We start from the raw sequence: 20081 nt of genomic DNA on the forward strand, positions 1-20081 counted from the left end.
TCAGCCCTCCGTCCGGATGCCGAAGACCCAACAGTCGCCACGTGCCTCGTCGAAGACTCCGGTCACGCCGACGACCACCTTGGCCACATCGCCGCGGAGAAGCTCTTCGAGCTCCTGGGCGTAGTTGAGGCGGTTCGGCGCTGTGTAGGAGGGGTGGTAGGCGTACGCGGTCCAGGGGCCAGCCTCGAAGCGGTGCCGGCCGCGCTCGTCCGCGGTGTCGGGAACCTCCCAACTGGAGCCGATGTCGGCGACGAAGGGACCACCGGGGCTCTCCTCGACATCGAATCCGGATCCGGCGTTCGTGATGACGAGGTCGAGCTCGTCCAGGCTCATGTTGTCGATGCGGTTGTAGAGCTGCTCGCGAGTCAGGCTCATGCAGAGGTCCTTTCGGTGTGGCCGAGGTGCTCGACCGATTCCAGGCGCCAGTTGCTGTCGGGGTGGTCACGGATCCACGTCTCGGCGTACGTGTCGCCCGGTCCGATCTGCGCCAGCGCAGCCTTCGATTCGGACTCACTGGCGTGGTAGGCGAGGCCGCCAGCCATCGCGCGGGTCGACGCCTTGAAGTCGGTGCGGATGCGCACCTCGGTGTCAGGCAAGGTGTTCCCTTCGTTGTCGGGCCGCGGTCATCCTCGAGCGGCGGTGATCTCGCTGCGGATGAACTTGTAGGCCTCGAGAGATGCCGGATCGGGATCGTCGTCGCGTACGAACAGCGCCTCAATGAGTTCGGCCTGACCACGCCGGTACTCGGGCTCGACGTGGCTGTTGCAGTTCTCGAGACCCGCCGCTGCCGCGATGGCTTCGCTGAACCCGGGAAGGGTGTTGAACGACATTGCGGCTTCCTCTCGCGCGTGGACGTGACTGCGGCAGGACATCACGCCGCTGGGTCCTCGAGCGTGTGTGGCGCGTTGCTCACCGGATCTCGTTCGCGCGCGATTCGTCACACACGGCGCCGCGGAGCGTGTACCGCGTGAAGCCGTGAACAGGCGCGAGCATTAGGGCCTACTGGGGCTGCAGATGTCCAGACGGGTAGGGCGTCTCCTCGCTCAGCGAATGTCCCTCCGGCCGTCCCAGTCGACCTGTCGGCCGGGCCCGTGCCAGCGCTGTATCGTCGCACCGGTGACGCGGTAGTCACCGGTGACTCCCCACCCTTCGACCGTACTTCGGTGCTCGACATAGTCTGGGCGCTCGCGCAACGCGTCGACGGAGCATCGGAAGACTGCACGCGCGCCGGCTTCGGCGTCAGCGTCCGAGGTGAACGGGCCGATCCTGCCGACGTTGAAGACAGCTCCCCCACGGCTGGCGCCGAGCTCCGCGTCCCACTTCCACACGATCACGGGAGATCCCGTTGGCTGTCCCAGTCGATGCCGTCGTCGTTGAACCGCTGCAGAGTTGCGCCGGTGACGATAGCGGTGTCAGGGACCGCTATGGCTTCGGCGTACGGATCCGCCATCTCGTTCTTGCGGTAGTCGCCGACGGTGCCGCCGATGATCTTCCGCGCTGCGGACTCCGCCTCGGTCTCGGTACCGAAGACTCCGAGACCTCCGATGTTGGTGACGTAGGCGGGACCGGCGTATTGGACCCCGATCTCCGCTTCCCACTTCCAGTCGCTCATGCAGCTTCTCCTTCTGGTGCCGTGACGGTGAATTTGAGCTTCAGCTCTCGCCAGCCGATGCTGCCGATCTCGTGGAGATACACCTCTGCCTTGCCGTACTTCTGGGCGGCGGCGTGTGCGTCTTCCAGGGCCTCGTCTTCGGTGTCGCGGATCGGGCACACATGCGCTCGCGACTCGCCGAGCGGGCAGATGGCCTGCCACTGGTCCTTATCTGGCATCAGCTGAACTCTCGACTGTTCGGTGTAAGGGATCCGTCGATGTAGGTGTGCACCCACGTTTTGACGACCTTCGCGGTGTCGGGAAGATCCGGCACAACGCCGTCTCGGCTGTACCGGGAGTCGAGACGCACGGCTCCCAGGAGTGCCCCGAGGATGTTGCGCGCGTGGTCGGTGGCGCTGTCGAGGGTACTGAATCCCTTCAACCAGCCGGCGAACTCGCCACCGCCGTATGGGTATTCCTTGGTGTCGACCTCGATGCTGACGGTGTAGGTCTTCGCGGTCATGCAGCGTCTCCTCTGTTCTGGGGCTCGGCGGTAAAGGTGTGGATCCGCTCGAGGTCGATGTGGTTGTCCGGGCCCTGCGTTCGGCGGTGGACCTCGGCGGCGATGTGGGTTCCGAGCGCGGCCCGGGCGTCCTCGACCGCGGAGGCCTCGGTGTCGCGCACGGCGAACACGGTCGAGGCGTACCCGTCGACGACGCCGAACGCCTGCCACTGCAGTGCGGCCATCAGCCCTCCTCCGCGCGCATCTCGTCGACGATCCACTCCCAGTACCCGAGGCGGGTGTCGTCGTTCTGCACCGCGTAGCGCCAGTCCTCCAAGGGCCAGCCCGGATGGCTGCTCCAGGTTCCCCCGTGACCGTCGGCCAGAGTCTGCGCTTCGTCGTAGATGCTACTCATGCCACGCCCGCCTGGTAGTCCGTGACGCCACCGTCAACGACGGTGGCGGCATCGCAACGGATGAGACGGGTGTCGCCCGCGTGTTCGGCGAGCCAGGTCCGTGCGGATGCCTGGTCGTTGGGCATCCACAGCAGCTCGTCCATGTGGTCTGCGACCCAGTTGACGGCAGCGCCGCGTAGCTGGAGAACAGCTTCCGGCGTGACCGTGAAGTCCGCCGCTGTGATCGTGACGAATACGAGGACATCGTCTTCGGTGCGAACGACGAGGTCGGGCAGATCGGCGCCGGCCGGAGTGTCGAGGACGAGCCCGCCGCGAGCGACGACGAACCTGCTGACGGCTTCAGTGGGGGTGGGCACGAATACTCCTCCTGTCGATGTTTCGGTCAGTACCAGCCGAGCTCGCGCTCGAAGTCGTCGATGTCGCCGAGCTCCTCACCCGTCACCGAGCGGTGCTCGTTGAGGGCGGCTTCGAGCTGCCCGAGGCTGATGCGGTGGAAGCTCCCGGTCCGGCCGTTGCCGGCGTCGTCGAGGATCACCGTGACGTCGGCCGGCACCTCGACGCCGACGAGTTCGAGAGCGCTGCGGATGTCGGTCTGTGTGTCAGCCATGGGAGGCCTCCTCGGGCGGGTAGAACTCGATCGCCTGGAGCGAGTTCAGTTCGATCTCGCGGTCGCCGACGGTGATGGTGGTGTCGAGCTGGTCGGTGAGCCGGCCACGGAACTGCCCGCCCTGCGACCAGGTGACGACCGCGTCTACCGGCACTTCCTCGTTGAGTAGCTGCCGGGCGGCGAACCCAGCAGCGAACCGGAGTGCTCCTGCGATGGAATCGCCGGGGGCGCCTTCGAAGCTGATCTCGGCCATTTCTGCTCCTAGTCGACGTAGAACCCGGTGATGTTGTCGGCGATCTTGACTCGCCGTCCTGCGATCACGAGGTGAGTCGTGTCGGCGGTCGTGAGTGAGCCGTCCAGTTCGCCCTCAGCCTCAGTGCGCACGAGGACACGAACGCCCGCGCCATCCCGGAGCAGGTCCTGGGCGACGAAGGCGACAGCCAGATGGAAGGTTCCGGTCCACTCGATGCTGTTGGACTCCAGTGACAGTGCGTGCACAGCGTCTCCTGTTCGGTTTCGCGGGTCAGAGCCAGCCGCGGGCGTATCCCGCGGAGGTCATGCCCTCGTAGATGCGCATGAAGTCGGCGCCCATGATCTCGGGATCCACTCCACGCCAGGTGGGGTCGTCGACGTCCTCGATGAGCGCGCCCTTCTCGGCGATCTGGGCGTTGAGCGCCGCGAACTGCTTCTGGAAGACGTCACGGGCAAGGCTGTCGCTCATGCGCGCGCCTCCCATCGCAGTTCGGCGAGCGGGTCTCCGTGATCGAGTGCCACCGCCAGTCCCCGGCTGCGCACCTGCCACTCGTCCGTGTCGACAAGCACACGTTCCAGCTGCGCGCCGTGCGCGGCCGGGTAGTCGGCGAGCTCGGCGTTGACGCGCCGCACCTCGTCGTCGGTCAGTGGTGCGGTGCGCGTGATCGTGAAGGTGACCGTCGACGAGTCGGCGAACTCCTCGACGGTCAGCGTCACGTTGCCGCGGCTGTACCCGGTGCGCATCGATCTCCTTCGTGCTCGCGTTGGACAGGACAGGGTTGTACCGCGCGCCGCGACGCAGACGAGCGGACGGCGCGCCCGTTCAGGCAGCGACGCCGTAGCGCGGCACGAGAACGACGGTGTTGCCATCCGGGTCCGTGAACGCCCAGGTGCCGCCCGGGCAGTCGATGCCTTTCGCCTCACCGAGTCCTTCGAGCGCGGCTACCGCAGGCCCGATGCTGTCCACGAGGAGCCGGAGGCTGATACCCGCTGACGGCTCGACAGCGTCGGCCCGCTGGACGAGGAACAGGCACACGCCGGGCGCGAGCATGGCGCCGGCGCATGTGATCCCCAGCGGATGCTCGGGTTCGGCGAGTTCGAGGCCCGCGGCGGTGTAGAACCGTCGCGAGTGCTCGAGGTCGTTGACGTGCACGGTGATCTGGGTGAGAGCGGGGCCCGCAGGGCTCGAGATCTCCGGCTCGACCCTGTACGCGACCGTCCGGTCGCTCTCGATAGTCGCCGACTCATTGGTGATCAGCGCGCATGTGGTCTTGCGCAGCGCGGCCCGGTCAGTACCCAGCACCTCGAGGACCTGCACGCCTGAACCGGTCCCTTCACGAATCAGCCCGAGCAGCAGATGTTCGGTACCGATATGCCGGTGTCCGAGTCCCAGCGATTCACGCAGGGCGAGCTCGAGGACCTTCTTCGAGCTCGGGGTGAACGGGATGAAGCCGCTCGGCGTCGCATCGCCGACGCCGAGGGTCTCGGTAGCTGCATCGTGCGCATTGATGCCGTTGACGCCTGCGAGGGCGAGGGCCCTTGCCGCGATCCCGTGTTCCTCGCTGATCAGGGCCAGCAGCAGGTGAGCGCTGTGGATCTCGCGACTCTTGAACAAGCGCGCATGCTCCTGCGCAAGAACGATGACGCGGCGGGCTCGGTCGGTGAAGCGCTCGAACACGGGGGTGACTCCTTCGGTTCAGAGATCCGGCGAGAGGACCGCGTCACGATCCTCGAGCTGAAGGCGGGTGACGCTGACGACGCCACGGTCGTTGCGGTAGGTGAACTCGAGGTAGTCCTCACTGCCCTCGCCAATGCCGTTGACCAGCAGCTGAGCGGAGTCACGTTCTCGCGCGTGGAACCGGGACGCAGCTGTGGCTTCGTCGGTGACGGTGCCCGGAGGGGCGCAGCTGTGGACCGCGAACGAATAGACGCGACTGAGCGGGAAGCCGAAGCTCCCCGCCCCGGGACGGAGCTGGTCCGGGAGGCCGTTTCGGGCATCCAGGCGAAGGCCGCTCGCGACCATCAGCCCGACGCCGTCACCGGAGCCTTCCGGGTCGTAGTACTCGATTCGGGTGAAGGAGCGGCCGGCGGTGAGAAGCGGCAGGCAACGCGCGTAGAGGGCAGGAAGGGTGTCCGGTGTGGGGAATGCACGGAACCGGAGCTGCCGGCAACGCTCTTCGATCGGCTTCATGTCGCGTCCTTTTCGGGGGTCGTAAGGTGGAACCGATGCCCGGCGCGGGGATCCTGGGTTGGTCGCTTCGCGCCGGGCATCGATGTCTCAGGCCGCGTCCTGGAGCCCGCGGGGCTTGCGGGTCCGGAGCGCGGATGTCGAGAAGCATCCGGGGCAGAGATGCTCGACCGACGCGGTGCGTCGCAGCTCGTACGCGTCGGTACCGGAGAGGTCCGGTACGAGCTGCGCGTGGCCGCGACGCAGACGCAGCCGCGCGCACTCGTCGCTCGTGTGCAGGGTGTTGTCCTCCTCCGCGTAGAAGCGCCACCACCCGCCTCGAAGGACGTGGCGGGTCTCCATTCGCATCAGCGCGGCGGTCAGCTCCGTGACGCGCCGCTCCGCAGCGGCGGCGGCCGTCAGAGCGCACATGATCTGCTGCTTCTTGGCGTACGGCACACGGTTCACCGCGGCGCGCGCCAGGTCGAGCACCTCGCGGGTCGTCCGGTTCCAGCGAACGGCCGAGTCATCCACCAGACGCACGCGCTCTGAGCCGAGGAGGCGGTGCAACGCGTCCGCGCACCGGTCCAACTCCCGCGCCGCCGCGCTGCAGCCGCGGCGGGTCTTGACCAGGCGACGGTCGTCGTCGCGGATCTGGAGGTGGAGGAGGTCCTCAAGCTGCGTGGACATCGGTTGTTCCCTTCGAGCGATCATGGAGGTTCGCGGCGCCGGCGGCGACCGCGTCGAACAGGGCCTGTGCATGGAGAGGAACCCGCGAGTGCACCTCGAGTTCCGGGGATGCGGACTCCTGCGGGTTGAACTCGGCGACGTCGACGAAGGTCTCGTCGCAGTCGCGGTACCGTCCGCGGGACTCGATCACCCACGACTCGGGGATGCCGTCGCGGAAGCGAGCGTCGATGGTGACGTGGAAGACGTCGGCCGGACGGCCGCCACGGATGAGCAGCTTCGCGTCAGTGACGTGGAAGGGCGCGCGGATGCGCGTGCCGCTGGTGGTGTCGGCGACGAACCTCATGCGGCCGGATCCTTGCGAGTGCCGGCCCCGAGGATCGTCCCGACCGCCGAGAGGTAGGCGTCGCCTCCGGGCGTCCCACGCCGCGCATTCGCGATCCGCGTATCGAGAACACGGCGGTGAGAGGGGTTCACTTCGGCCTCCAGCGCGTCCTGGAGCCCGTGCATTCGGCCGGAGTCCTTCTCCCAGCCGGCGAGGTCTCCGTGGTCGTGCCCGTTCGGGCAGCGGTAGTGGGCCGGGGCGCCCGCCGCGGCGAACGGTCCGTTCACGAGCTCGGTACGCGTGCCGTTGGGGACGGAATCGCACCGGGAATGGTGGCAGTAGGGGGCGCGAGCGAACAGGGACCAGCAGGTGCGGCAGTGTGCGGAGAAGCCGTCGGGCCCGGGAAGTCGAGGCCGGGCCTTGCAGTTGGTGCACGCGGGTGCGTTGTCGTCCATGGAGGCTCTCCTGCGTGGTTGGTCGGCGAGACGGTAAGGCAGTCATGCAATCTCTATTTTGGAGAGTACACGGACCGCTACGCCCCGGCAACACCTCCAACTCCGCGTGTCCGCGCCGCGCACTTCTGCCCTGACAGTCGCGGGTTACGGTCGCGTGAAGAGCAGTGGCGATGGCGTAGCTGTGATGTTCGCGCCGCTCCACAAAGTCGAGAACGGAGACCGACATGGCCAAGGCCGACCGCCTGCAGTTCTGCCGCGGCGACGACGACATCACCTCCGAGTTCCACCGCGAGGACGACGCCACCGAGGTGCGCGTCTGGGACGACGAAGACGGCGTCCTCGTCGCGGTGTGCGAGACCGGACGCGGCGCCTGGGAGTACGCGTCAAGCGACTACGGCCCCGACGCCTCCTGGGACACCGACCGGACGTTCGGAAGCTGGCAGGAGGCCCTCGAGGTCTTCGGGTACGGGTCGCTGGTCTGACCCGACGCCCCGGGACGCCGCTCCCGCACTCCGCCAGCCGCGCCCTCAAGCCGCCGCCCACACCCCAGTCAATCCCCGACGAGAGGATCCCCATGCCCACGTTCACCTTCGAGGTCATCGAGACCCGCCAGTACCGGGTCGAGTACACCGTCGAGGCAGACACTCGCGACGAGGCCCTGCTGAAGGCCGCCGCCGGCGAGACCGTCGACGAGGTCGAGGGGCGCTGCACCGGCGTCACCGACCGCTACGTCGAGGCGTGAGCGCGCCTCTCGTTCAGGCACCGCCAAGACACCCCGCACGCTTCATCCACGACGAAGGAGAGTCCCATGTCCAGCACCGGCACCTACCGCGACGAGCCCGACTACGAGCAGGTCCTCGAGGACCGCGAGGAAGCACGCAACAGGTCGATCGACGACGCAGAGGCGCGCTACGAAGCTCACCTCTTCGGTGAGTAGCCAGTGATCGAGCAGAGGCCGAGCATCTCTCAAGGCTCCGTCTCACGTCGCGCCGCACGCCTTCCACGCGCGCTGAAGCGCCTACCTTCCACGGCCATGACCAGCATCCGATACACCCTCCTCGTCGACGGCCGCGGGCAGCACACCGGCGACTTCGCCACCGCCACCGACCTCGCGGCCGACGCCGTCCCACGAGCGGCGCGGATCGCCGCCGTCTCCGTCACCGAGACGGACCTCGCGAAGGACATCGACTCCGGCTACATCACGATCGACCTCCGCGCGCGGAATCCGCACATCGCCGTCGTCGCCCGCACGGCCGCGTGACCGCCATGGCGACGGAGAAGGTCCGCGAGCTCGGGCCGCACAAGCAGCTGGTGCGCGACGCTCGGACCGGAATCGCGTGGATCGAGGACAGCTCCACAGGTCTACGGCACAGCGTTCACCCGAACATCTCGGCCTCCGGGTCCGCGCGCGGGATGAAAGACAAGCGCTGCTGGGACCGCGATGACGTCACGGTGCACGCCGGCGGGTTCATCTACAACATCTCGCGACTGATCGACCGCACGGATACGGACCGCGCGGTCGCCGCTGAATGCCGGTGCGGCGGTGCGCACTGATGGCGATCACTAGGCAGATGGAATGCGAGCGCCACGGCGGGCCCTGGGGCGGCGACGTCACCTGTCCCCGATGCACCACTGAAGAGGGGTTCCCTCGCGATCCCTTCAAGCCGGGCCCTATCGGGCCCGGCACCGGCACCCGCACCACCAAGGAGGAGACAGCCCCATGATCAGGATCGAGTTCGACACCTCTAACGCCGCGTTCCAGGATGACTTCGGTGGTGAGATCGCGCGCATCCTGCGGATGGTCGCCGGAGACTTCGCCAACGGCCACTTCAACGACCACGAGAAGGATCGCCGGTATCTGCTGGACATCAACGGCGGCACCGTCGGCCACCTGAGCGTGAACGGCGGCTAGAGATGGCGATCAGCATCAACGAGCTCCGGCGTTGGCTCGACACCCTCGAAGAGGACACCGTCGCTATGGACGAAGGCGGGCTGTGCCTGGTCGAGATCGAACCGATCAACGGCGGGACCGACATGCGGGGTACCGGCGCATACCTCGAGGTCGGCGGCTTCTGATGGGCGATACCTGGATCCCGATCAACGGCTACCCCGGCGACCAGCGATACGAGGGCATCCCGGGCACTCCCGAGGTCTCGTACTTCGGCGAGATCGCTGCCGCCTCCTTCGAAGGTGGACCGTGGGGCTGGGAGATCTTCGCGGTTACCGACGGCGTCGAGACGCTCCGAACGGTTACGTCAGGTGTCGCCGCTACCGAAGCTGCAGCAAAGGCCGCCGTCGAGACATGGAGACCCACAACGTGAGCGATACCTGGATCCCAATCAACGACTACCCCGGAGACCAGCGGTACGACCACCTCCCCAGCACGGCAGACGCCCTGCACTGGGGCGAGATCGGATCCGACGATACGGGAGCCTGGACCTGGACCATTGTCGCCTCCGACGGCATCGAGCAGTGGGAGGCCGAGAGCGGCGTCACTGCCACCGAGGGCGCTGCCAAGGCAGCGGTTGAAGCCTGGAGGCCCGCGCAGTGAACGGCCTGGAGTTCGAGCTCTGGCGGCAAAACGGCTCCGGCTTCTCCCTCGAGGCCGAGGCAGAGGACGAACTCCCGTGGGCGCGTGTGATGCCCCGCGCCGACGGCGAGTGGCGCTGGGAGGCCGGCTCCGAGGACGAGTGGCGGACCCCGCTCGGATTCGCATCTGGCAAGGCGAGCACAGCATCCGAAGCGAAGGCAGCCGCTGAGGCCTGGCTTCGCGACAGCTAGACCGACGCACCACACGAAGGAGCACCACATGCCCGAAGAGCTGATCTTCCACCTGGCCGGCGACGACCACGAAGAACGCGTCTACTACGCGGAGACCGAGGCCGCGGCACGGCTGGCGTGCGCGGACGGCTTCAACGAGCAGTACGACGCGTCGTACTGCGGAGACGAGTTCGATCTTCTCGGCGTCTACCGCGTCGTCGACGCGGATGCCTCGGAGGTCGACGAGTGGGACAGCATCCGCGAGGCCCGCGATGCCGGGGAGATCGCGCGCGTCACCGAATGGCCCAGGGGGAGCTGATGCCCCGATTCTCGAGCGAGCACATCCGCATCGACGACTGTCGCGCGCAGGGCACCCACATGCAGAGCATGGATGACGACGCCTACTGCAACCTCTGCGGCGAGCAAGATCCCGACGTCGAGACCTGCATCGCAGAGGGCACGCACCTGCTCACCACCGACACAGGTGGATTCTGCGTCATCTGCCACAACAGCTGATGTCCCTTGTGCGAGAAGGAGCACCCATGTACGAGAACACTGACGCGCCGGAGCTCTCCAGGCTGCTCGAGAGGGCGATCGCCGGCGAGGCTGTCGGCGCCACCATCGACGAGCTCTCGGGGCGTCTGCTCCGCGCGGTCCTCGCCAAGTACCACCCCGAGGCTGCGGCGCTGACGCTTGACTGGTGCAGCGACGGACTCTCCATCAACGGGCTCTACAACTCGCGCGGGTTCGAGCTCCTCGACTTCGAGGTCGACGACGAGGCCTACCCGGAGAACCTCTGGGCGCTGGCCAGCAACATCCGCAGCGTCGGTGACCTCCGCGACATCATCGAGGGTCCACCCAACGGCCCGTTCAGCCTGAAGCTCCGATGACTCGAAAGGATCCGACCATGCCCACCTACGAGATCGTCATGCAGATCGACGCCGACGACGAAGACGAAGCCCGAGCCATCGCCGTCGAGCGGATCCAGCGCAACGACGGCTTCGAGATCGACGACGTGGACAAGGCGTACAGCTGATGGCCGGCGTCAGCATCTTCGGCCGCGGCGCCGACGGAGCGCCCGCGGCCGGCGGCCGGCGGGGTCTCAGCGTCGTGGACGCAACCGAGCTCTTCGAACGTTCGGTGCAGGCCGCGGAAGCCGAGCTGGGCGTGCACCGGCACCCCTACACCGGCGAGCTCGGCACCGGGTTCCTCGTCGGCAACGAGTCGGCGGGTCCGCACCGGATCATCACCTTCGTCGAAGCCGCATAGTCCTCTACCAGCACGTGTCGCGTCCCAGAAAGGTTGAACAGCATGAGTTCCGAAGAACTGCCGGCCGGCACCAAGGTCGACTACGTCGCCAACGCCGAACACCGTGTCGGCGAGGTTCTCGCACTGCCCGCGGAATCCGCCGGGGTTCGCGTGCACCGGGTGAGCGACGCCCGGACCGGCGAAGAATTCCTGCTGGAGCGCAAGGACATCCTCTCCTAGCTGTCGGAGCACCGGTCAGGAGTCGGAGGGTCGCGTCAGCGCGACCAGGGCGGCGTTGGTTCGGTTGTCGAGGACCATCAGCTTTCCGACGGCGTGGAAGACCCCGTAGTCGCCGGACTCCAGCCGCAAACGCACGTCCATCTCGATTCGGCTCTGCTTCCCGAGAAGAGTCATCATCTCGAGCGCGCGGGCACGGTCGTCAGGGTGGACCAGCTCCGGATCTCCGGGCTCGTACCTCCAAGCCAGCTCCGGCATGGGATCTCCGTACCAGTCGATCAGCCGCAGAGTTCGAGGGTCGACAACCGCGCGGTACTCACCTTCGGCGGCTTCGGCGGCGGCGATCAGCTCGGCCAGGAGGATCGGGCGCCGGGTGCTTGGCTCGTCTGGCTTAGCCGGGCCGAGGTCGTTGGAGATCCCCCGGAGGATCCGATCCATTTTGCCGTCGGCGTTTCGCTCCTCGAGGATGCGCACCGCGAAGTTGACCGCGTGCTCCGGTCCTTCCTCACGGCGCTGATTCCACGTCGCTTGATGTGTGGTTCCGGGGTCCGCGTTGATCACCTTCGCCATTGTCTCGACGGCGTCGGGCCGGTTCGCCAGGACCGCGTACGCCTCAGCGATCGACCAGGTCGTCTCTTCGCTGTCGTCGGGCAACAGCCCCTTGCTCTTGTTCGCGATCCCACGCGTCAGGTTCCACACGAATCCCCAGGTCCGGTTCCTCGGCGGCGCCGCTTCACCGGGCGGTCCGAAGCGGACCCACACCCCGTGAACTCTTCCGTTGTGGAGAGCCGCGGGCTCGGCGACGAACACCAGGTCGCCAGCGGGCTCGACTACGGTGGTACCGGTGGCTGCCACCTGGCGGACCGCCTCGGACACCTGCACCAGGCGTTTCGGGTTCCGGTCGAAGATCACGTGCAGCGGGACCATCTTGCGCACGCGGGAGCCTTGCGCAATGACCGTGGGCTCCGTGCGCTCGTCGAGGGTTTCGATCAACAGCCACTCGTGGGTCTTAGCCATCTCGGAACCTCCGCAGTCATCGACAATCGGACACCTACGTGCAAGCCTTGGTATAGCAGATCAAGCATGAACGTTCGTTTCGGTGAGATCCACCAGAATGCGAGCAGCACACGCCGAGAGGTCGACATAGTGGAAGAATCCGGTCAGACACCGGCGCGGATCGTGACGGTGCGGCTGAACGACGAGTACTTCACCAACCCACACGCCGTCGTCGCTGGTCTACTGAGGCAGGGTCCGATTCACCGATTCGAGTCTGGCAACGGCACTGCCGGCTGGTTCATCGTGGGGCACCGAGCCGGCCAATCCGTGCTCGCCGATTCGCGCTTCGAGAAGTCCCGGTCGTCTATGACCGCCGGCGGTGGCCGCGCCGCAGGCGGCCTGCGGGGGCTTCTACGTCGCCTCCAGCGGTGGGCCTCCGGTGTCACCGTCTCGCACATGCTGTCCGTCGACGGTGCGGACCACACGCGCCTGCGGCACGTCGCTGCGGGCCCGTTCACGCAGAAGGCAGTTCGCGGTCTCACACCCGAGATCGTCCGTCGAGCTGAGGCACTCGTCGACGCGCTGGACGTGACCCGCCCCGCGGACGTCGTCTCGAAGCTGGCGTTCCCGCTCCCCATGTCGGTGATCTGCGGGATCCTCGGGCTTCCGGACAAGCACGCGGCGCGCCTCGGCCGCGCGAGCGAGGTTCTCGGTGATGTCCTGGTCGCCGAGCGGTCCGAGCTCCGCGCCGCCACCGGCACCTTCCTCCGTCTCCTGGTTCCGCCGCTGCTGCTCGGTGTGATCCTCGGTCAAGGTGACGGGCTTCTGAGGCAGCTCGCGCAGGCGGTGCGCAGACGTGAGATCTCGTTCTTCGAGGCGGTGTCGACTGCGACGCTTCTCGTTATCGCCGGCCACGAGACGACCTCCAGCCTCATTGCCCACGCGGCGCTGCGCGTCGTGGACTCCCCCGAGCTGCGGCGCAAGATCACCGCCGGTGACGTAGCGGCGCTCGACAGCCTCATCGAGGAGACGGCGCGCCTGGACCCGCCGCTTCCGGTCACGACGCTGCGGTACACCTCCGAGGCCGTCGAGCTGGAGGGGGTCACCATCGCGGCCGGCGACTGGGTGATGGTCTCACTTCTGGGGGCGAACCTGGATCCGGCGAGGGTCACGGAGCCGGCGCAGTTCGACGCTGGACGCCATCCGAACCCGCACATGAGCTTCGGATACGGGATCCACTACTGCGTGGGGTCGCATCTGGCACGGGCAGAGGCCCGAGCCGCGATCACCGCGCTGCTGACGCGGTACCCGGACATCGCGTTGGACGTCGACCGCGCCGATCTCGAGTGGAGGCGCAGCGTCGTCTTCCGCCAGGTTCGCCAGCTCCCGGTCACGCTCGGCCGGCCAACGGGGAGGCCCCGGTCGGGTCAGGCAGCGTAGGTCGCGTCGCCCGCGGCGTTCAGGCCCTGCGTAGGCGTAACTTCTTCGCGAGCCGAGCCGAGAGCGCCGGCGAACGAGAGAGGGCCGGTAGATGACGATGTACACGGTGGTCGGGGCCTACGACGACGGCGAGCTGCTGATCCTCGGCGCTGTCGAAGGCGAGCACCAGCTTCAGGGCGATACCGAGAACTGGCACGGCCTGCAGGCCTGGGCGGATCACCTCGAGGCCAGCAACGCCCAGGAAGCGTGCGAGACGGCGGCCGGCCGAAGGTAGCCCCAGCCCCTCGCACCCGGTAGCGCATCACACGGGCGCGAAGGTCCATTCGTCGTCCCCTGTGCAGCGCGGTCGGACCAACGTCCCGGGGGTGAACACGGCGGCCGCGTCGAGGGCGGTGTCCGCGATCTGGGCGATGTCGCTGTCGGTGAGGAACGTCCATCCGGCGTCCTGCATCGAGTCGCGGCACGCGGTCAGGACCTCGCTTCGTGTGAGCGCGGAGTCCTCGACCTCGAGCACGGTGCTGGCCTTGTGGGTGATCGCCCCGGAGAACGCGCGGCTGCAACCGCAGCTGTCGCGGTTGCAGCAGACCATCCCGGGAAAGGCTAGCTCTCCCGGCTGGCCCCAGGTGAAGTCGCGGGGGTCGAAGGTGCGGTCGGAGATGGTGAGTATGTGCATGTCGGGCTCCTCAGCTGTTGCTGCGCGCGCGGTTCCAGGTCAGGGCTTCGGGGTCGTAGATCCACTCCCCCTCCGGCCCTTTGCCGATGAAGTCGAGGGCGGCGAGCGCGCCACGCCCGTAGCCGGCCTTGTTCATGGCGTCGGCTTCGTCCGTGCCTTCGAGCTCCTTGGTCGTGCCGTCGCGCCAGAAGGCGATGAAGGTGGGCATGAAGCCTCCTCTGGGTGGATGTGGTGGTGCGAAGCTGGTGTGGGTCAGTCGGCGAGCGAGTACAGGAGTCGCTCGGCGGCGTCGACGTCCGCATCGACGAACTCCGTCCTGATGCGCGCCTTGAGCGCTTCCAGGTCTGTCGCGGCCGGCAAGACGAAGATGCCTGTGATCGCGAGACCGTCTCGCTCGCAGGCGCTGGCCTGGCGGAGGGCCTCCGGCAGGTTGTCGTAGCGCTGCAGGTGGAGCTCGCGCGGATCCGCCCGCTGCTCCGCGAACACGAAGTGGCTCATCTCGGTCCTCTCGTCGGGTTCAGTGTGCGTCGGCCGACGCCGCGGGCCGGACATCGGCGCGGATCACGCAGGCACGTCCAGCACCTCGAGCACCACGACCTCGTCGTCGGCGTAGCTCCAGTCGACCGGAGCGCCGTCGAGGCCGCGCAGGTTCCAGCGGCCGACGGAGCCTCGGCGGGCGCCGTTGAACCTCGAGTCCCGCGGGATCGCGTCCCAGTCCTCCCAGTCGTCGTCCTTGAGCGCGACGATGTACTTCCAGACGTCGAGCTCTGCCGTCGACGGGGCGATGGCCGATTCGGGGATCTGCATGGTGGTCTCCTATCCGGACGTTCAGAAGTCGCCTTCGAGCTCTTCCTCGTAGCGGCGGGTCGCCGTAGCGACCACGTCGACGCCGCGCGCTTCGACGGCGTCGGCCAGATGCAGCAGGTCGGCGATGAGGTCCGTGATGCGCTCTTCGCCGGACCCACTGCCGGGGTATCCGATCAGGACGCGCGCTGCTCGGCCCGCACTGCGCGAGTTGGTCGCCGATGGGTCACCCGTGGCGTACTCGGTGTCGGCGTACTGGTCGGCATAGCGGCGGAGGTCGCTGTCGCTGTCGCCAGCGAGGGGGATCGCGGTGTAGGTCATGGTTCTCCTCAGGATTGGCCGGCGGCCGGGTGCCACCGGGCCAGGTAGGTGTTGAGGGTGCGGTCGACGGCGCGCTGCGGTCGGTGACGGTGATCTCCGGGCGCCGCGGCTGGCGGTTCGGGTCTTCGATCGGCGGGTTCACGGGTGCATCGCCGATCGGTCGTAGGGAACCTCCAGGCCCTCGCAATCGAGCACCACGTCGGTTCGCTCTCCGATGTGCAGTTCACAGGTCTCGTAGGTCCACCGTTCGAGACCGTCACCGACCCACGTACCTGCCAGGGTCTTCTTCCGCCCCCAGGGACGTTCACCGAGGTACACGGCGGTGAACCAGCGCATCGTCGCGTCGTCCTGGTCCTCGAAGGGCGCGTCCTCGTCCAGGTCGACCTCGAACATCACGTACCGGCGTTCGCCCACGGTGTAGTCGGCCACGGTCAGATCCGACTCACGACGATGATGGCGCGGTCGCTGTGCCGGCCGCCGATCGTTCCTCCGTCGGCGTTCCTGACGCATCACCCGCCGTCGAAGGCGATCTCGTGGAGGTGTCCCTCCACTGCCTGACAGGACTCGATGAGAGGTTCGGGGCTCTCATGCACGCTCTCCTCGCACTGCGGCCAGAGAAGGATCTGACCGGTTGGCACGTCTGGAGATGAGGTCGCTGGCGGACACCAGTCCCACGACATCAAGCGCGAACTCAGAGTCGCACAGCCAGGGGAAGCGGACATCTCCCGGCTTCATCACCTTAGAGAGCTCCCGGACGAGGAATCCGATCAGTTCGTCGGAGTTTCCAAGCCCGTACGGCCAGCGCACAACCTCCGCCAGAGCCAGTGCCATGCGACCCGCATCGGGGAAACCGATGTGTCTGATCCCATGCACGCGAGTTCCGTCGGGCAGCACAGTCGCACCCGACAGCCGCTCGACGATTTGGGCCGCCGCTACGCACTCCCACCCGAGCTGAACGAGAAGCTCCTCTTGCCTCGCCCGGGCTTCTTCGAATCGCGGATCTTCGGGGTAGTGCCAGTCGGCCAACCCCAACTCGTCCGGATCAGACGTGGAAGAAGATTCGACATCGTTCACAGCGCGACCACCTCTCCGACAGGGAGCTTGATCAGACGTTCCTCGCCGAACTGGTTGACATAGCTGACCGTGACACGAGAGCGCGTCGCGGAGACGACTTCTCCCGTGTGATCGTGGCCGCGCACGTGGACGCGGACGGATTGCCCTTCGGCCAGGCGCACTGAGGGCGCGGTCATGCGCTGGCGCCTGTGCGTGCGAAGTCGGCTGCCTGCTGTTCGGACTCGAACCACTCGGTGCGGCGATGGACCTCGCCTTCGGCATCCCGGGTCTCGTGCTCGCCGACCCACTCGCCGGTGGCCGGGTCGATGTAGGGCTTGAAGGTACTCATGCGCCAAGCTTCTTCAGGGCTTCGCGGAAGACGTTGATGAGCTGGTCGCGGTCGCCGGTGAGCACGACGTCGGGGTAGTCGTCGCCGATGCCGACGATGAACTCCCCGGCCGGGTCCTCGACACCGAAGCTCTCGGCGTCCTCGCGGTAGTTGGGATCGCCCGGGGCCAGCACGCTGACACCGGCGCCGTTGGCGTCGTAGGGGGTGTAGTTGAGCCGTCCGGACATGTGCTGTTCTCCTTGAGGTGGTCAGGTAGTGGTCGGTCAGCGGATCTTGGCGAGTTCGGCCTCGACGTCGGCGCGACAGGCCGAGTCCTCGCAGAGCGTGAGGTGGTGCCGGAAGGCCAAGATGGGCTCGCCGATGCCCTTCGCGGTCACTCCGCAGTCGAACTGGATGTCCATGCGGTTGCTTCTCCCGTTTCGCTTAGGCCTCGAAGAGGGTGGTCGCCTTGATCCAGGCGGAGATGTCGCCGGGATCGGCGTATCCCACGTACTTCGCCCCGGTGGTGAAGTTCTCAAGCTCGCCGACGATGGCGAACTTCTCGGCGGTGCCGGCCGCTTGGTACAGCGGGCCGAACAGATGGAGCGCCTCGGTATCGTTGCCGAGAGGGAAGGCCCATGCGTCCTGTTCGGACAGGTAGAGGGCCCGCTGGTCGGACAGGTGGAAGTCCGCCCGGACGCGGGTCATATTCACCCTGCCCGGGTCGTCGCTCAGCTCGCGGGTGAGGTACGGGACTTCGCTGGAGTTGCTCACGGCTGTCGTTGTACCCCTCGGGTCGCTTCCGACTCGGGGACGGCGCGGTCACCAGTCCAGCAACCACGACGACTCCTCCTCTTCCCAGATCGCGACGATGACACCGGACCGCGTGGCCGCCGCGTGGAGGTCTCCAGGATGGTTGACCGCCAGGCAGCATTGTCGGCGGTGGTGATCCGAGGAATCGCCACAGGCGTCGTCAGCGCCCGCGTAGTCGGGGTACTCGACCGGATCGGGCAGTGCTCCGCCGACGTGCAGCGTGGGGACCTCCCAGACCCGCTCGGACAATGCACTGGCCCGCGCGTGGCTCACGCCACGTCGTCCAGCTTGTGGAGCAAGTCCCGGGCGAAGCTGCTGAGGTCCTCACGCTGTCGGAGCGGCAGCTCGACCAGCTCCCCGTGCGTTCCGGGCGCGTCGCCGAAGTCCGGCAGCTGCTCGATCGAGTCGTTGTTGTCGTTGGCCATGGTGCTCTCTTTCGTCGTGGTTGGACAGCCCGACCGTCCCCCTGTCGAGCACGCGCTGACGACGACGGCGCGGTGCGGCACCTTGCTCGTCCGCGGCCGGCGCGGAGCAGGGCGTGCGACTTGCCCAGGCGCACCGCAAGTTCGACAGCTGGCGTTATTGCGGCAAGAGCGGTGCGCTGATGCCATGCGCGCGGGACAGGTGCTGCTGGTAGCGCAGTGTCATCTGGCCGGCGGCGGGTACGAACAGGACGTCGTCACACTCCACACAGAGCAGTGCTTCGGGACCACGCACGTCGAAGCGCTTCCCGAGTTCACCGATGAGGGCTGCGCCGTAGCCTTTTCGAAGGGCGCGGGGGGTGAAATTGCCGTCCCAGTCCGTGCCCCACACGAGCACGACGTCGGCCGGGACGGGCTTGTCGAGCGCCGCGGCTTCGCTGGCGGTGAGCCGGTCCCCAATCTCAGGCACTAGGTCACCTCGCTGAAGAAGAGGGCCCGGGTGAAGAGCAGCATCACGTACACCAGTTGAGCGGCACCCACGTAGCCTGCGGTCTCGACGTATCCGGGGTGGAAGGGGGTCAGGTGCCCGAGAACCAGCATCACCAGCAGGGAGGTCAGCGCGAGCGCGAACACCTGTAGCGAGATCCGGAGGATCGGGGCAAGTGGCCCGGTTCCCTGCACGAGTCCTTGCCCGCGGCTACTTCTCGGGCGCCGTTCGGGGTACTGGTTCATCGTTCAGACTCCTTGATGTGTGAAGGGTGCACGTCGGCGTCCAGTTCGACCCGGTGGCTGTAGCGCGCGCCGATCGCCGCGGCGTAGTGCCGGACCATCGACAGGCGAGGGTCGGCGCCGGGCGCCTCGAACTCCTCGATCACGCCGACCGGTACCGCCCATGCCTGGGCGAGGCTCTCGCGGGTGATGCCGGCGGCCTCGCGCAGGTGCACCAGGCGCGCGATCAGATCCGTGTCCTGTTCCGCGAGATGTGCGCTGAGCCGGGCCTCCGGGCCGCGAGGCTCGAGGCCCAGCTCGTGCACCGCTGCTTCGTAGGCGCTCATCGACCGGGCCGGAAGGACGAAGCGACGATCTCGCGCACCTGGTCGCCACTGAAGCCGCGGCGGGTGTTGATGGTCGTCGCGCAGTCGAGTGCGTCGTCGAGGTCGCGGAAGGTGTACGTGGTCGGGGTGTAGCCCGGCTCGTCGCGGGTCACCAAGGCGACGAGGAACGCCCCATCCTCGGTGACCAGGCCTTGCTGGGCGTAGGCGACGGTGTTAGCCATGCTGATGTCGGGCATTGTGCACTCCTGGTGTCGTAGTGGTGCTGAGCATGGGCTCGTCGATGTCACAGAGGCCGCTGCGGCGCGTCAGGTGCGGCGCGGCCCGGTCAGGCACTCTGGTTGGTGTTCAGCGCCGCGAGGGTCTCGGCGACGATGTTCTCCTGCACTCGCAGACGGGACCCGCTCCCCCACTGCTTAGCTCGCCGCACGTCGCGGGAGAGTCGATCGGCTCCCTCGTTGAGCGGGTGGCCCGAGTGTCCTCGGACCCAGGTGATCTCCAGGCGCCCGGCGGCGCGGAGGTCCACGAGCTCCTGGACGTGGCGCTGCAGCGTCGGTGCGGCCCGACGAGGGTTGTCGAGCAGCCGGATGACCGCGCGCGAGTCCGTGAGCACGTGGAGGTTCCGGGCCGGCCCAGTTCCGGCCTGGAGCAGCTCCTGGACCGCCATTCGGACTGCGAGAAGCTCGGCGGTCGTGGTGTCGTTGACGTGGCGGCAGAACTTCGAGCCGTGCTCCCCGGTGTCGGCGATGTAGCCGACGCCGCTCCCCTTCCCCGGTGCGCCGAGCGAGGCATCGGTTCCGACCCGAAGCCAGGGCCTCGACTGCGAGAGTGCGTCGGACTCCGAGGGCTTCACAGGCGTCTTGCGCGGCCTGCGTTCCGGCGCGGGTGCTGGGACCTTCGGAGCGGCCGGTTCAGTAGGTGCCTCACCGCTGG

Annotated in this window: 58 protein-coding genes; 18 read left to right on the plus strand and 40 right to left on the minus strand. The window is 67.4% G+C overall.

Going from position 1 to position 20081, the window contains the following annotated elements; genetic code table 11:
- The 20 genes from BLW32_RS15395 to BLW32_RS15485 form a co-directional block, all read right to left on the minus strand.
- A complete protein-coding gene (locus tag BLW32_RS15395; protein ID WP_068742863.1) occupies positions 1–375 on the minus strand; it encodes a hypothetical protein in 375 nt (124 codons plus the stop codon).
- The gene (locus BLW32_RS15400; RefSeq protein ID WP_139286197.1) at positions 372–596 is read right to left on the minus strand and encodes a hypothetical protein; all 225 of its coding nucleotides are present in this window, start codon (positions 594–596) and stop codon (positions 372–374) included. The genes BLW32_RS15395 and BLW32_RS15400 overlap by 4 nt, the downstream gene beginning before the upstream one ends.
- Positions 597–623: 27 nt before the next feature.
- Positions 624–830 (minus strand): hypothetical protein, encoded by a 207-nt coding sequence (locus tag BLW32_RS15405; protein ID WP_068742861.1) that lies wholly within the window; start codon positions 828–830, stop codon positions 624–626.
- 213 nt (positions 831–1043) lie between these two features.
- The gene (locus tag BLW32_RS15410; protein ID WP_068742860.1) at positions 1044–1334 is read right to left on the minus strand and encodes a hypothetical protein; all 291 of its coding nucleotides are present in this window, start codon (positions 1332–1334) and stop codon (positions 1044–1046) included.
- Positions 1331–1612, minus strand: a complete 282-nt coding sequence (locus BLW32_RS15415; RefSeq protein ID WP_068742859.1) for a hypothetical protein — start codon at positions 1610–1612, stop codon at positions 1331–1333. The genes BLW32_RS15410 and BLW32_RS15415 overlap by 4 nt, the downstream gene beginning before the upstream one ends.
- The gene (locus BLW32_RS15420) at positions 1609–1830 is read right to left on the minus strand and encodes a hypothetical protein (RefSeq protein WP_068742858.1); all 222 of its coding nucleotides are present in this window, start codon (positions 1828–1830) and stop codon (positions 1609–1611) included. The genes BLW32_RS15415 and BLW32_RS15420 overlap by 4 nt, the downstream gene beginning before the upstream one ends.
- Entirely contained in the window at positions 1830–2114 is a 285-nt protein-coding gene (locus tag BLW32_RS15425; protein ID WP_068742857.1) for a hypothetical protein, read from the minus strand. Before BLW32_RS15425 ends, BLW32_RS15420 begins: the two co-directional genes overlap by 1 nt.
- Complete coding sequence (locus tag BLW32_RS15430; protein ID WP_068742856.1) at positions 2111–2338, minus strand: hypothetical protein; 228 nt, start codon at positions 2336–2338, stop codon at positions 2111–2113. Before BLW32_RS15430 ends, BLW32_RS15425 begins: the two co-directional genes overlap by 4 nt.
- A complete protein-coding gene (locus tag BLW32_RS27695) occupies positions 2338–2508 on the minus strand; it encodes a hypothetical protein (protein WP_156486440.1) in 171 nt (56 codons plus the stop codon). The genes BLW32_RS15430 and BLW32_RS27695 overlap by 1 nt, the downstream gene beginning before the upstream one ends.
- Positions 2505–2864, minus strand: a complete 360-nt coding sequence (locus tag BLW32_RS15435; RefSeq protein WP_068742855.1) for a hypothetical protein — start codon at positions 2862–2864, stop codon at positions 2505–2507. The genes BLW32_RS27695 and BLW32_RS15435 overlap by 4 nt, the downstream gene beginning before the upstream one ends.
- A 26-nt stretch (positions 2865–2890) precedes the next feature.
- Positions 2891–3115 (minus strand): hypothetical protein, encoded by a 225-nt coding sequence (locus BLW32_RS15440; RefSeq protein ID WP_068742854.1) that lies wholly within the window; start codon positions 3113–3115, stop codon positions 2891–2893.
- Complete coding sequence (locus BLW32_RS15445) at positions 3108–3368, minus strand: hypothetical protein (RefSeq protein ID WP_068742853.1); 261 nt, start codon at positions 3366–3368, stop codon at positions 3108–3110. Before BLW32_RS15445 ends, BLW32_RS15440 begins: the two co-directional genes overlap by 8 nt.
- Positions 3369–3376: 8 nt before the next feature.
- Positions 3377–3613, minus strand: a complete 237-nt coding sequence (locus BLW32_RS15450; protein WP_068742852.1) for a hypothetical protein — start codon at positions 3611–3613, stop codon at positions 3377–3379.
- A 25-nt stretch (positions 3614–3638) separates the two neighbouring features.
- Positions 3639–3836: a hypothetical protein gene (locus BLW32_RS15455; protein ID WP_139286198.1), complete on the minus strand. Its 198-nt coding sequence runs from the start codon at positions 3834–3836 to the stop codon at positions 3639–3641.
- Positions 3833–4111 carry a hypothetical protein gene (locus tag BLW32_RS15460; RefSeq protein ID WP_068742850.1) on the minus strand — a complete coding sequence of 93 codons (279 nt, stop codon included), beginning with the start codon at positions 4109–4111 and terminating at the stop codon, positions 3833–3835. Before BLW32_RS15460 ends, BLW32_RS15455 begins: the two co-directional genes overlap by 4 nt.
- A gap of 79 nt (positions 4112–4190) precedes the next feature.
- The gene (locus BLW32_RS15465) at positions 4191–5045 is read right to left on the minus strand and encodes a VOC family protein (RefSeq protein WP_068742849.1); all 855 of its coding nucleotides are present in this window, start codon (positions 5043–5045) and stop codon (positions 4191–4193) included.
- Positions 5046–5063: 18 nt separating this feature from the next.
- On the minus strand, positions 5064–5558 hold the full coding sequence (locus tag BLW32_RS15470; RefSeq protein WP_068742848.1) for a hypothetical protein: 495 nt from the start codon (positions 5556–5558) through the stop codon (positions 5064–5066).
- 87 nt (positions 5559–5645) lie between these two features.
- Entirely contained in the window at positions 5646–6224 is a 579-nt protein-coding gene (locus BLW32_RS15475; RefSeq protein WP_068742847.1) for a hypothetical protein, read from the minus strand.
- Positions 6208–6567, minus strand: coding sequence for a hypothetical protein (locus BLW32_RS15480; protein ID WP_068742846.1), 360 nt, complete (start codon positions 6565–6567; stop codon positions 6208–6210). The genes BLW32_RS15475 and BLW32_RS15480 overlap by 17 nt, the downstream gene beginning before the upstream one ends.
- The gene (locus BLW32_RS15485; RefSeq protein WP_074850607.1) at positions 6564–7001 is read right to left on the minus strand and encodes a hypothetical protein; all 438 of its coding nucleotides are present in this window, start codon (positions 6999–7001) and stop codon (positions 6564–6566) included. The genes BLW32_RS15480 and BLW32_RS15485 overlap by 4 nt, the downstream gene beginning before the upstream one ends.
- Before the next feature lie 224 nt (positions 7002–7225).
- Between BLW32_RS15485 and BLW32_RS15490 the strand changes: the two genes are divergently transcribed.
- The 16 genes from BLW32_RS15490 to BLW32_RS27710 all read left to right on the plus strand — a co-directional run bounded on the left by BLW32_RS15490 (position 7226) and on the right by BLW32_RS27710 (position 11249).
- Positions 7226–7483, plus strand: a complete 258-nt coding sequence (locus tag BLW32_RS15490) for a hypothetical protein (RefSeq protein WP_068742844.1) — start codon at positions 7226–7228, stop codon at positions 7481–7483.
- A gap of 92 nt (positions 7484–7575) precedes the next feature.
- Complete coding sequence (locus BLW32_RS27700; RefSeq protein WP_156486439.1) at positions 7576–7743, plus strand: hypothetical protein; 168 nt, start codon at positions 7576–7578, stop codon at positions 7741–7743.
- Positions 7744–7809: 66 nt separating this feature from the next.
- Entirely contained in the window at positions 7810–7938 is a 129-nt protein-coding gene (locus tag BLW32_RS28355; RefSeq protein WP_269451246.1) for a hypothetical protein, read from the plus strand.
- 96 nt (positions 7939–8034) lie between these two features.
- Positions 8035–8262 carry a hypothetical protein gene (locus tag BLW32_RS15495; RefSeq protein ID WP_068742843.1) on the plus strand — a complete coding sequence of 76 codons (228 nt, stop codon included), beginning with the start codon at positions 8035–8037 and terminating at the stop codon, positions 8260–8262.
- A gap of 5 nt (positions 8263–8267) precedes the next feature.
- A complete protein-coding gene (locus BLW32_RS15500; RefSeq protein ID WP_139286199.1) occupies positions 8268–8555 on the plus strand; it encodes a hypothetical protein in 288 nt (95 codons plus the stop codon).
- A gap of 166 nt (positions 8556–8721) precedes the next feature.
- Positions 8722–8913 (plus strand): hypothetical protein, encoded by a 192-nt coding sequence (locus BLW32_RS15505; protein WP_068742841.1) that lies wholly within the window; start codon positions 8722–8724, stop codon positions 8911–8913.
- A 2-nt stretch (positions 8914–8915) separates the two neighbouring features.
- The gene (locus tag BLW32_RS27705) at positions 8916–9077 is read left to right on the plus strand and encodes a hypothetical protein (protein WP_156486438.1); all 162 of its coding nucleotides are present in this window, start codon (positions 8916–8918) and stop codon (positions 9075–9077) included.
- Entirely contained in the window at positions 9077–9322 is a 246-nt protein-coding gene (locus BLW32_RS15510) for a hypothetical protein (protein ID WP_074850610.1), read from the plus strand. The genes BLW32_RS27705 and BLW32_RS15510 overlap by 1 nt, the downstream gene beginning before the upstream one ends.
- Positions 9304–9552, plus strand: coding sequence for a hypothetical protein (locus BLW32_RS15515; protein ID WP_068742840.1), 249 nt, complete (start codon positions 9304–9306; stop codon positions 9550–9552). Before BLW32_RS15510 ends, BLW32_RS15515 begins: the two co-directional genes overlap by 19 nt.
- A complete protein-coding gene (locus BLW32_RS15520; RefSeq protein WP_068742839.1) occupies positions 9549–9782 on the plus strand; it encodes a hypothetical protein in 234 nt (77 codons plus the stop codon). Before BLW32_RS15515 ends, BLW32_RS15520 begins: the two co-directional genes overlap by 4 nt.
- 28 nt (positions 9783–9810) lie before the next feature.
- Complete coding sequence (locus tag BLW32_RS15525; RefSeq protein ID WP_068742838.1) at positions 9811–10080, plus strand: hypothetical protein; 270 nt, start codon at positions 9811–9813, stop codon at positions 10078–10080.
- Positions 10080–10277: a hypothetical protein gene (locus BLW32_RS15530; protein WP_139286200.1), complete on the plus strand. Its 198-nt coding sequence runs from the start codon at positions 10080–10082 to the stop codon at positions 10275–10277. Before BLW32_RS15525 ends, BLW32_RS15530 begins: the two co-directional genes overlap by 1 nt.
- A gap of 26 nt (positions 10278–10303) precedes the next feature.
- Positions 10304–10651, plus strand: coding sequence for a hypothetical protein (locus BLW32_RS15535; RefSeq protein WP_068742836.1), 348 nt, complete (start codon positions 10304–10306; stop codon positions 10649–10651).
- 17 nt (positions 10652–10668) lie between these two features.
- Positions 10669–10797: a hypothetical protein gene (locus tag BLW32_RS28360; protein ID WP_269451245.1), complete on the plus strand. Its 129-nt coding sequence runs from the start codon at positions 10669–10671 to the stop codon at positions 10795–10797.
- Positions 10797–11030 (plus strand): hypothetical protein, encoded by a 234-nt coding sequence (locus BLW32_RS15540; RefSeq protein WP_068742835.1) that lies wholly within the window; start codon positions 10797–10799, stop codon positions 11028–11030. Before BLW32_RS28360 ends, BLW32_RS15540 begins: the two co-directional genes overlap by 1 nt.
- A gap of 42 nt (positions 11031–11072) precedes the next feature.
- A complete protein-coding gene (locus BLW32_RS27710; RefSeq protein ID WP_156486437.1) occupies positions 11073–11249 on the plus strand; it encodes a hypothetical protein in 177 nt (58 codons plus the stop codon).
- A gap of 15 nt (positions 11250–11264) precedes the next feature.
- Here BLW32_RS27710 and BLW32_RS27715 read toward each other — a convergent pair whose 3' ends face one another.
- Complete coding sequence (locus BLW32_RS27715; RefSeq protein ID WP_068742834.1) at positions 11265–12263, minus strand: GAF domain-containing protein; 999 nt, start codon at positions 12261–12263, stop codon at positions 11265–11267.
- Between BLW32_RS27715 and BLW32_RS26765 the strand changes: the two genes are divergently transcribed.
- Positions 12249–13682: a cytochrome P450 gene (locus BLW32_RS26765; RefSeq protein WP_170181033.1), complete on the plus strand. Its 1434-nt coding sequence runs from the start codon at positions 12249–12251 to the stop codon at positions 13680–13682. The genes BLW32_RS27715 and BLW32_RS26765 overlap by 15 nt on opposite strands.
- A 91-nt stretch (positions 13683–13773) precedes the next feature.
- Positions 13774–13956 carry a hypothetical protein gene (locus BLW32_RS15555; protein WP_068742832.1) on the plus strand — a complete coding sequence of 61 codons (183 nt, stop codon included), beginning with the start codon at positions 13774–13776 and terminating at the stop codon, positions 13954–13956.
- A 27-nt stretch (positions 13957–13983) separates the two neighbouring features.
- Here BLW32_RS15555 and BLW32_RS15560 read toward each other — a convergent pair whose 3' ends face one another.
- The 19 genes from BLW32_RS15560 to BLW32_RS15625 form a co-directional block, all read right to left on the minus strand.
- A complete protein-coding gene (locus tag BLW32_RS15560) occupies positions 13984–14355 on the minus strand; it encodes a DUF7715 family protein (protein ID WP_068742831.1) in 372 nt (123 codons plus the stop codon).
- 10 nt (positions 14356–14365) lie between these two features.
- Positions 14366–14563, minus strand: coding sequence for a hypothetical protein (locus tag BLW32_RS15565; protein ID WP_068742830.1), 198 nt, complete (start codon positions 14561–14563; stop codon positions 14366–14368).
- A 44-nt stretch (positions 14564–14607) separates the two neighbouring features.
- On the minus strand, positions 14608–14853 hold the full coding sequence (locus tag BLW32_RS15570) for a hypothetical protein (protein WP_068742829.1): 246 nt from the start codon (positions 14851–14853) through the stop codon (positions 14608–14610).
- A gap of 63 nt (positions 14854–14916) precedes the next feature.
- The gene (locus tag BLW32_RS15575) at positions 14917–15162 is read right to left on the minus strand and encodes a hypothetical protein (protein ID WP_068742828.1); all 246 of its coding nucleotides are present in this window, start codon (positions 15160–15162) and stop codon (positions 14917–14919) included.
- 21 nt (positions 15163–15183) lie between these two features.
- Positions 15184–15480 (minus strand): hypothetical protein, encoded by a 297-nt coding sequence (locus tag BLW32_RS15580; RefSeq protein ID WP_068742827.1) that lies wholly within the window; start codon positions 15478–15480, stop codon positions 15184–15186.
- A gap of 138 nt (positions 15481–15618) precedes the next feature.
- Positions 15619–15909 carry a hypothetical protein gene (locus BLW32_RS15585; RefSeq protein ID WP_068742826.1) on the minus strand — a complete coding sequence of 97 codons (291 nt, stop codon included), beginning with the start codon at positions 15907–15909 and terminating at the stop codon, positions 15619–15621.
- A 156-nt stretch (positions 15910–16065) separates the two neighbouring features.
- Positions 16066–16554 (minus strand): hypothetical protein, encoded by a 489-nt coding sequence (locus BLW32_RS15590; RefSeq protein WP_074850612.1) that lies wholly within the window; start codon positions 16552–16554, stop codon positions 16066–16068.
- On the minus strand, positions 16551–16730 hold the full coding sequence (locus BLW32_RS27135; RefSeq protein WP_068742825.1) for a hypothetical protein: 180 nt from the start codon (positions 16728–16730) through the stop codon (positions 16551–16553). Before BLW32_RS27135 ends, BLW32_RS15590 begins: the two co-directional genes overlap by 4 nt.
- A complete protein-coding gene (locus tag BLW32_RS27720) occupies positions 16727–16882 on the minus strand; it encodes a hypothetical protein (protein ID WP_156486434.1) in 156 nt (51 codons plus the stop codon). The genes BLW32_RS27135 and BLW32_RS27720 overlap by 4 nt, the downstream gene beginning before the upstream one ends.
- A complete protein-coding gene (locus BLW32_RS15595) occupies positions 16879–17109 on the minus strand; it encodes a hypothetical protein (RefSeq protein WP_068742824.1) in 231 nt (76 codons plus the stop codon). The genes BLW32_RS27720 and BLW32_RS15595 overlap by 4 nt, the downstream gene beginning before the upstream one ends.
- A 36-nt stretch (positions 17110–17145) precedes the next feature.
- On the minus strand, positions 17146–17283 hold the full coding sequence (locus BLW32_RS27725; protein ID WP_156486433.1) for a hypothetical protein: 138 nt from the start codon (positions 17281–17283) through the stop codon (positions 17146–17148).
- 22 nt (positions 17284–17305) lie between these two features.
- Positions 17306–17635 (minus strand): hypothetical protein, encoded by a 330-nt coding sequence (locus tag BLW32_RS15600; protein ID WP_068742823.1) that lies wholly within the window; start codon positions 17633–17635, stop codon positions 17306–17308.
- A 48-nt stretch (positions 17636–17683) separates the two neighbouring features.
- The gene (locus BLW32_RS15605) at positions 17684–17947 is read right to left on the minus strand and encodes a hypothetical protein (RefSeq protein ID WP_068742822.1); all 264 of its coding nucleotides are present in this window, start codon (positions 17945–17947) and stop codon (positions 17684–17686) included.
- Complete coding sequence (locus BLW32_RS27730; RefSeq protein ID WP_156486432.1) at positions 17944–18099, minus strand: hypothetical protein; 156 nt, start codon at positions 18097–18099, stop codon at positions 17944–17946. The genes BLW32_RS15605 and BLW32_RS27730 overlap by 4 nt, the downstream gene beginning before the upstream one ends.
- Positions 18100–18253: 154 nt before the next feature.
- Positions 18254–18565, minus strand: coding sequence for a hypothetical protein (locus BLW32_RS15610; RefSeq protein WP_068742821.1), 312 nt, complete (start codon positions 18563–18565; stop codon positions 18254–18256).
- Positions 18565–18828, minus strand: coding sequence for a hypothetical protein (locus tag BLW32_RS27140; RefSeq protein WP_139286201.1), 264 nt, complete (start codon positions 18826–18828; stop codon positions 18565–18567). The genes BLW32_RS15610 and BLW32_RS27140 overlap by 1 nt, the downstream gene beginning before the upstream one ends.
- Positions 18825–19151: a hypothetical protein gene (locus tag BLW32_RS15615; protein WP_068742820.1), complete on the minus strand. Its 327-nt coding sequence runs from the start codon at positions 19149–19151 to the stop codon at positions 18825–18827. The genes BLW32_RS27140 and BLW32_RS15615 overlap by 4 nt, the downstream gene beginning before the upstream one ends.
- A complete protein-coding gene (locus BLW32_RS15620; RefSeq protein WP_068742819.1) occupies positions 19148–19387 on the minus strand; it encodes a hypothetical protein in 240 nt (79 codons plus the stop codon). Before BLW32_RS15620 ends, BLW32_RS15615 begins: the two co-directional genes overlap by 4 nt.
- Before the next feature lie 89 nt (positions 19388–19476).
- Complete coding sequence (locus tag BLW32_RS15625) at positions 19477–20001, minus strand: ribonuclease HI (protein WP_068742818.1); 525 nt, start codon at positions 19999–20001, stop codon at positions 19477–19479.
- Between the last annotated feature and the right edge of the window lie 80 nt (positions 20002–20081).

Origin of the sequence: Tsukamurella tyrosinosolvens (assembly GCF_900104775.1) — a bacterium.
GTDB classification, from domain to species: Bacteria; Actinomycetota; Actinomycetes; order Mycobacteriales; family Mycobacteriaceae; genus Tsukamurella; species Tsukamurella tyrosinosolvens.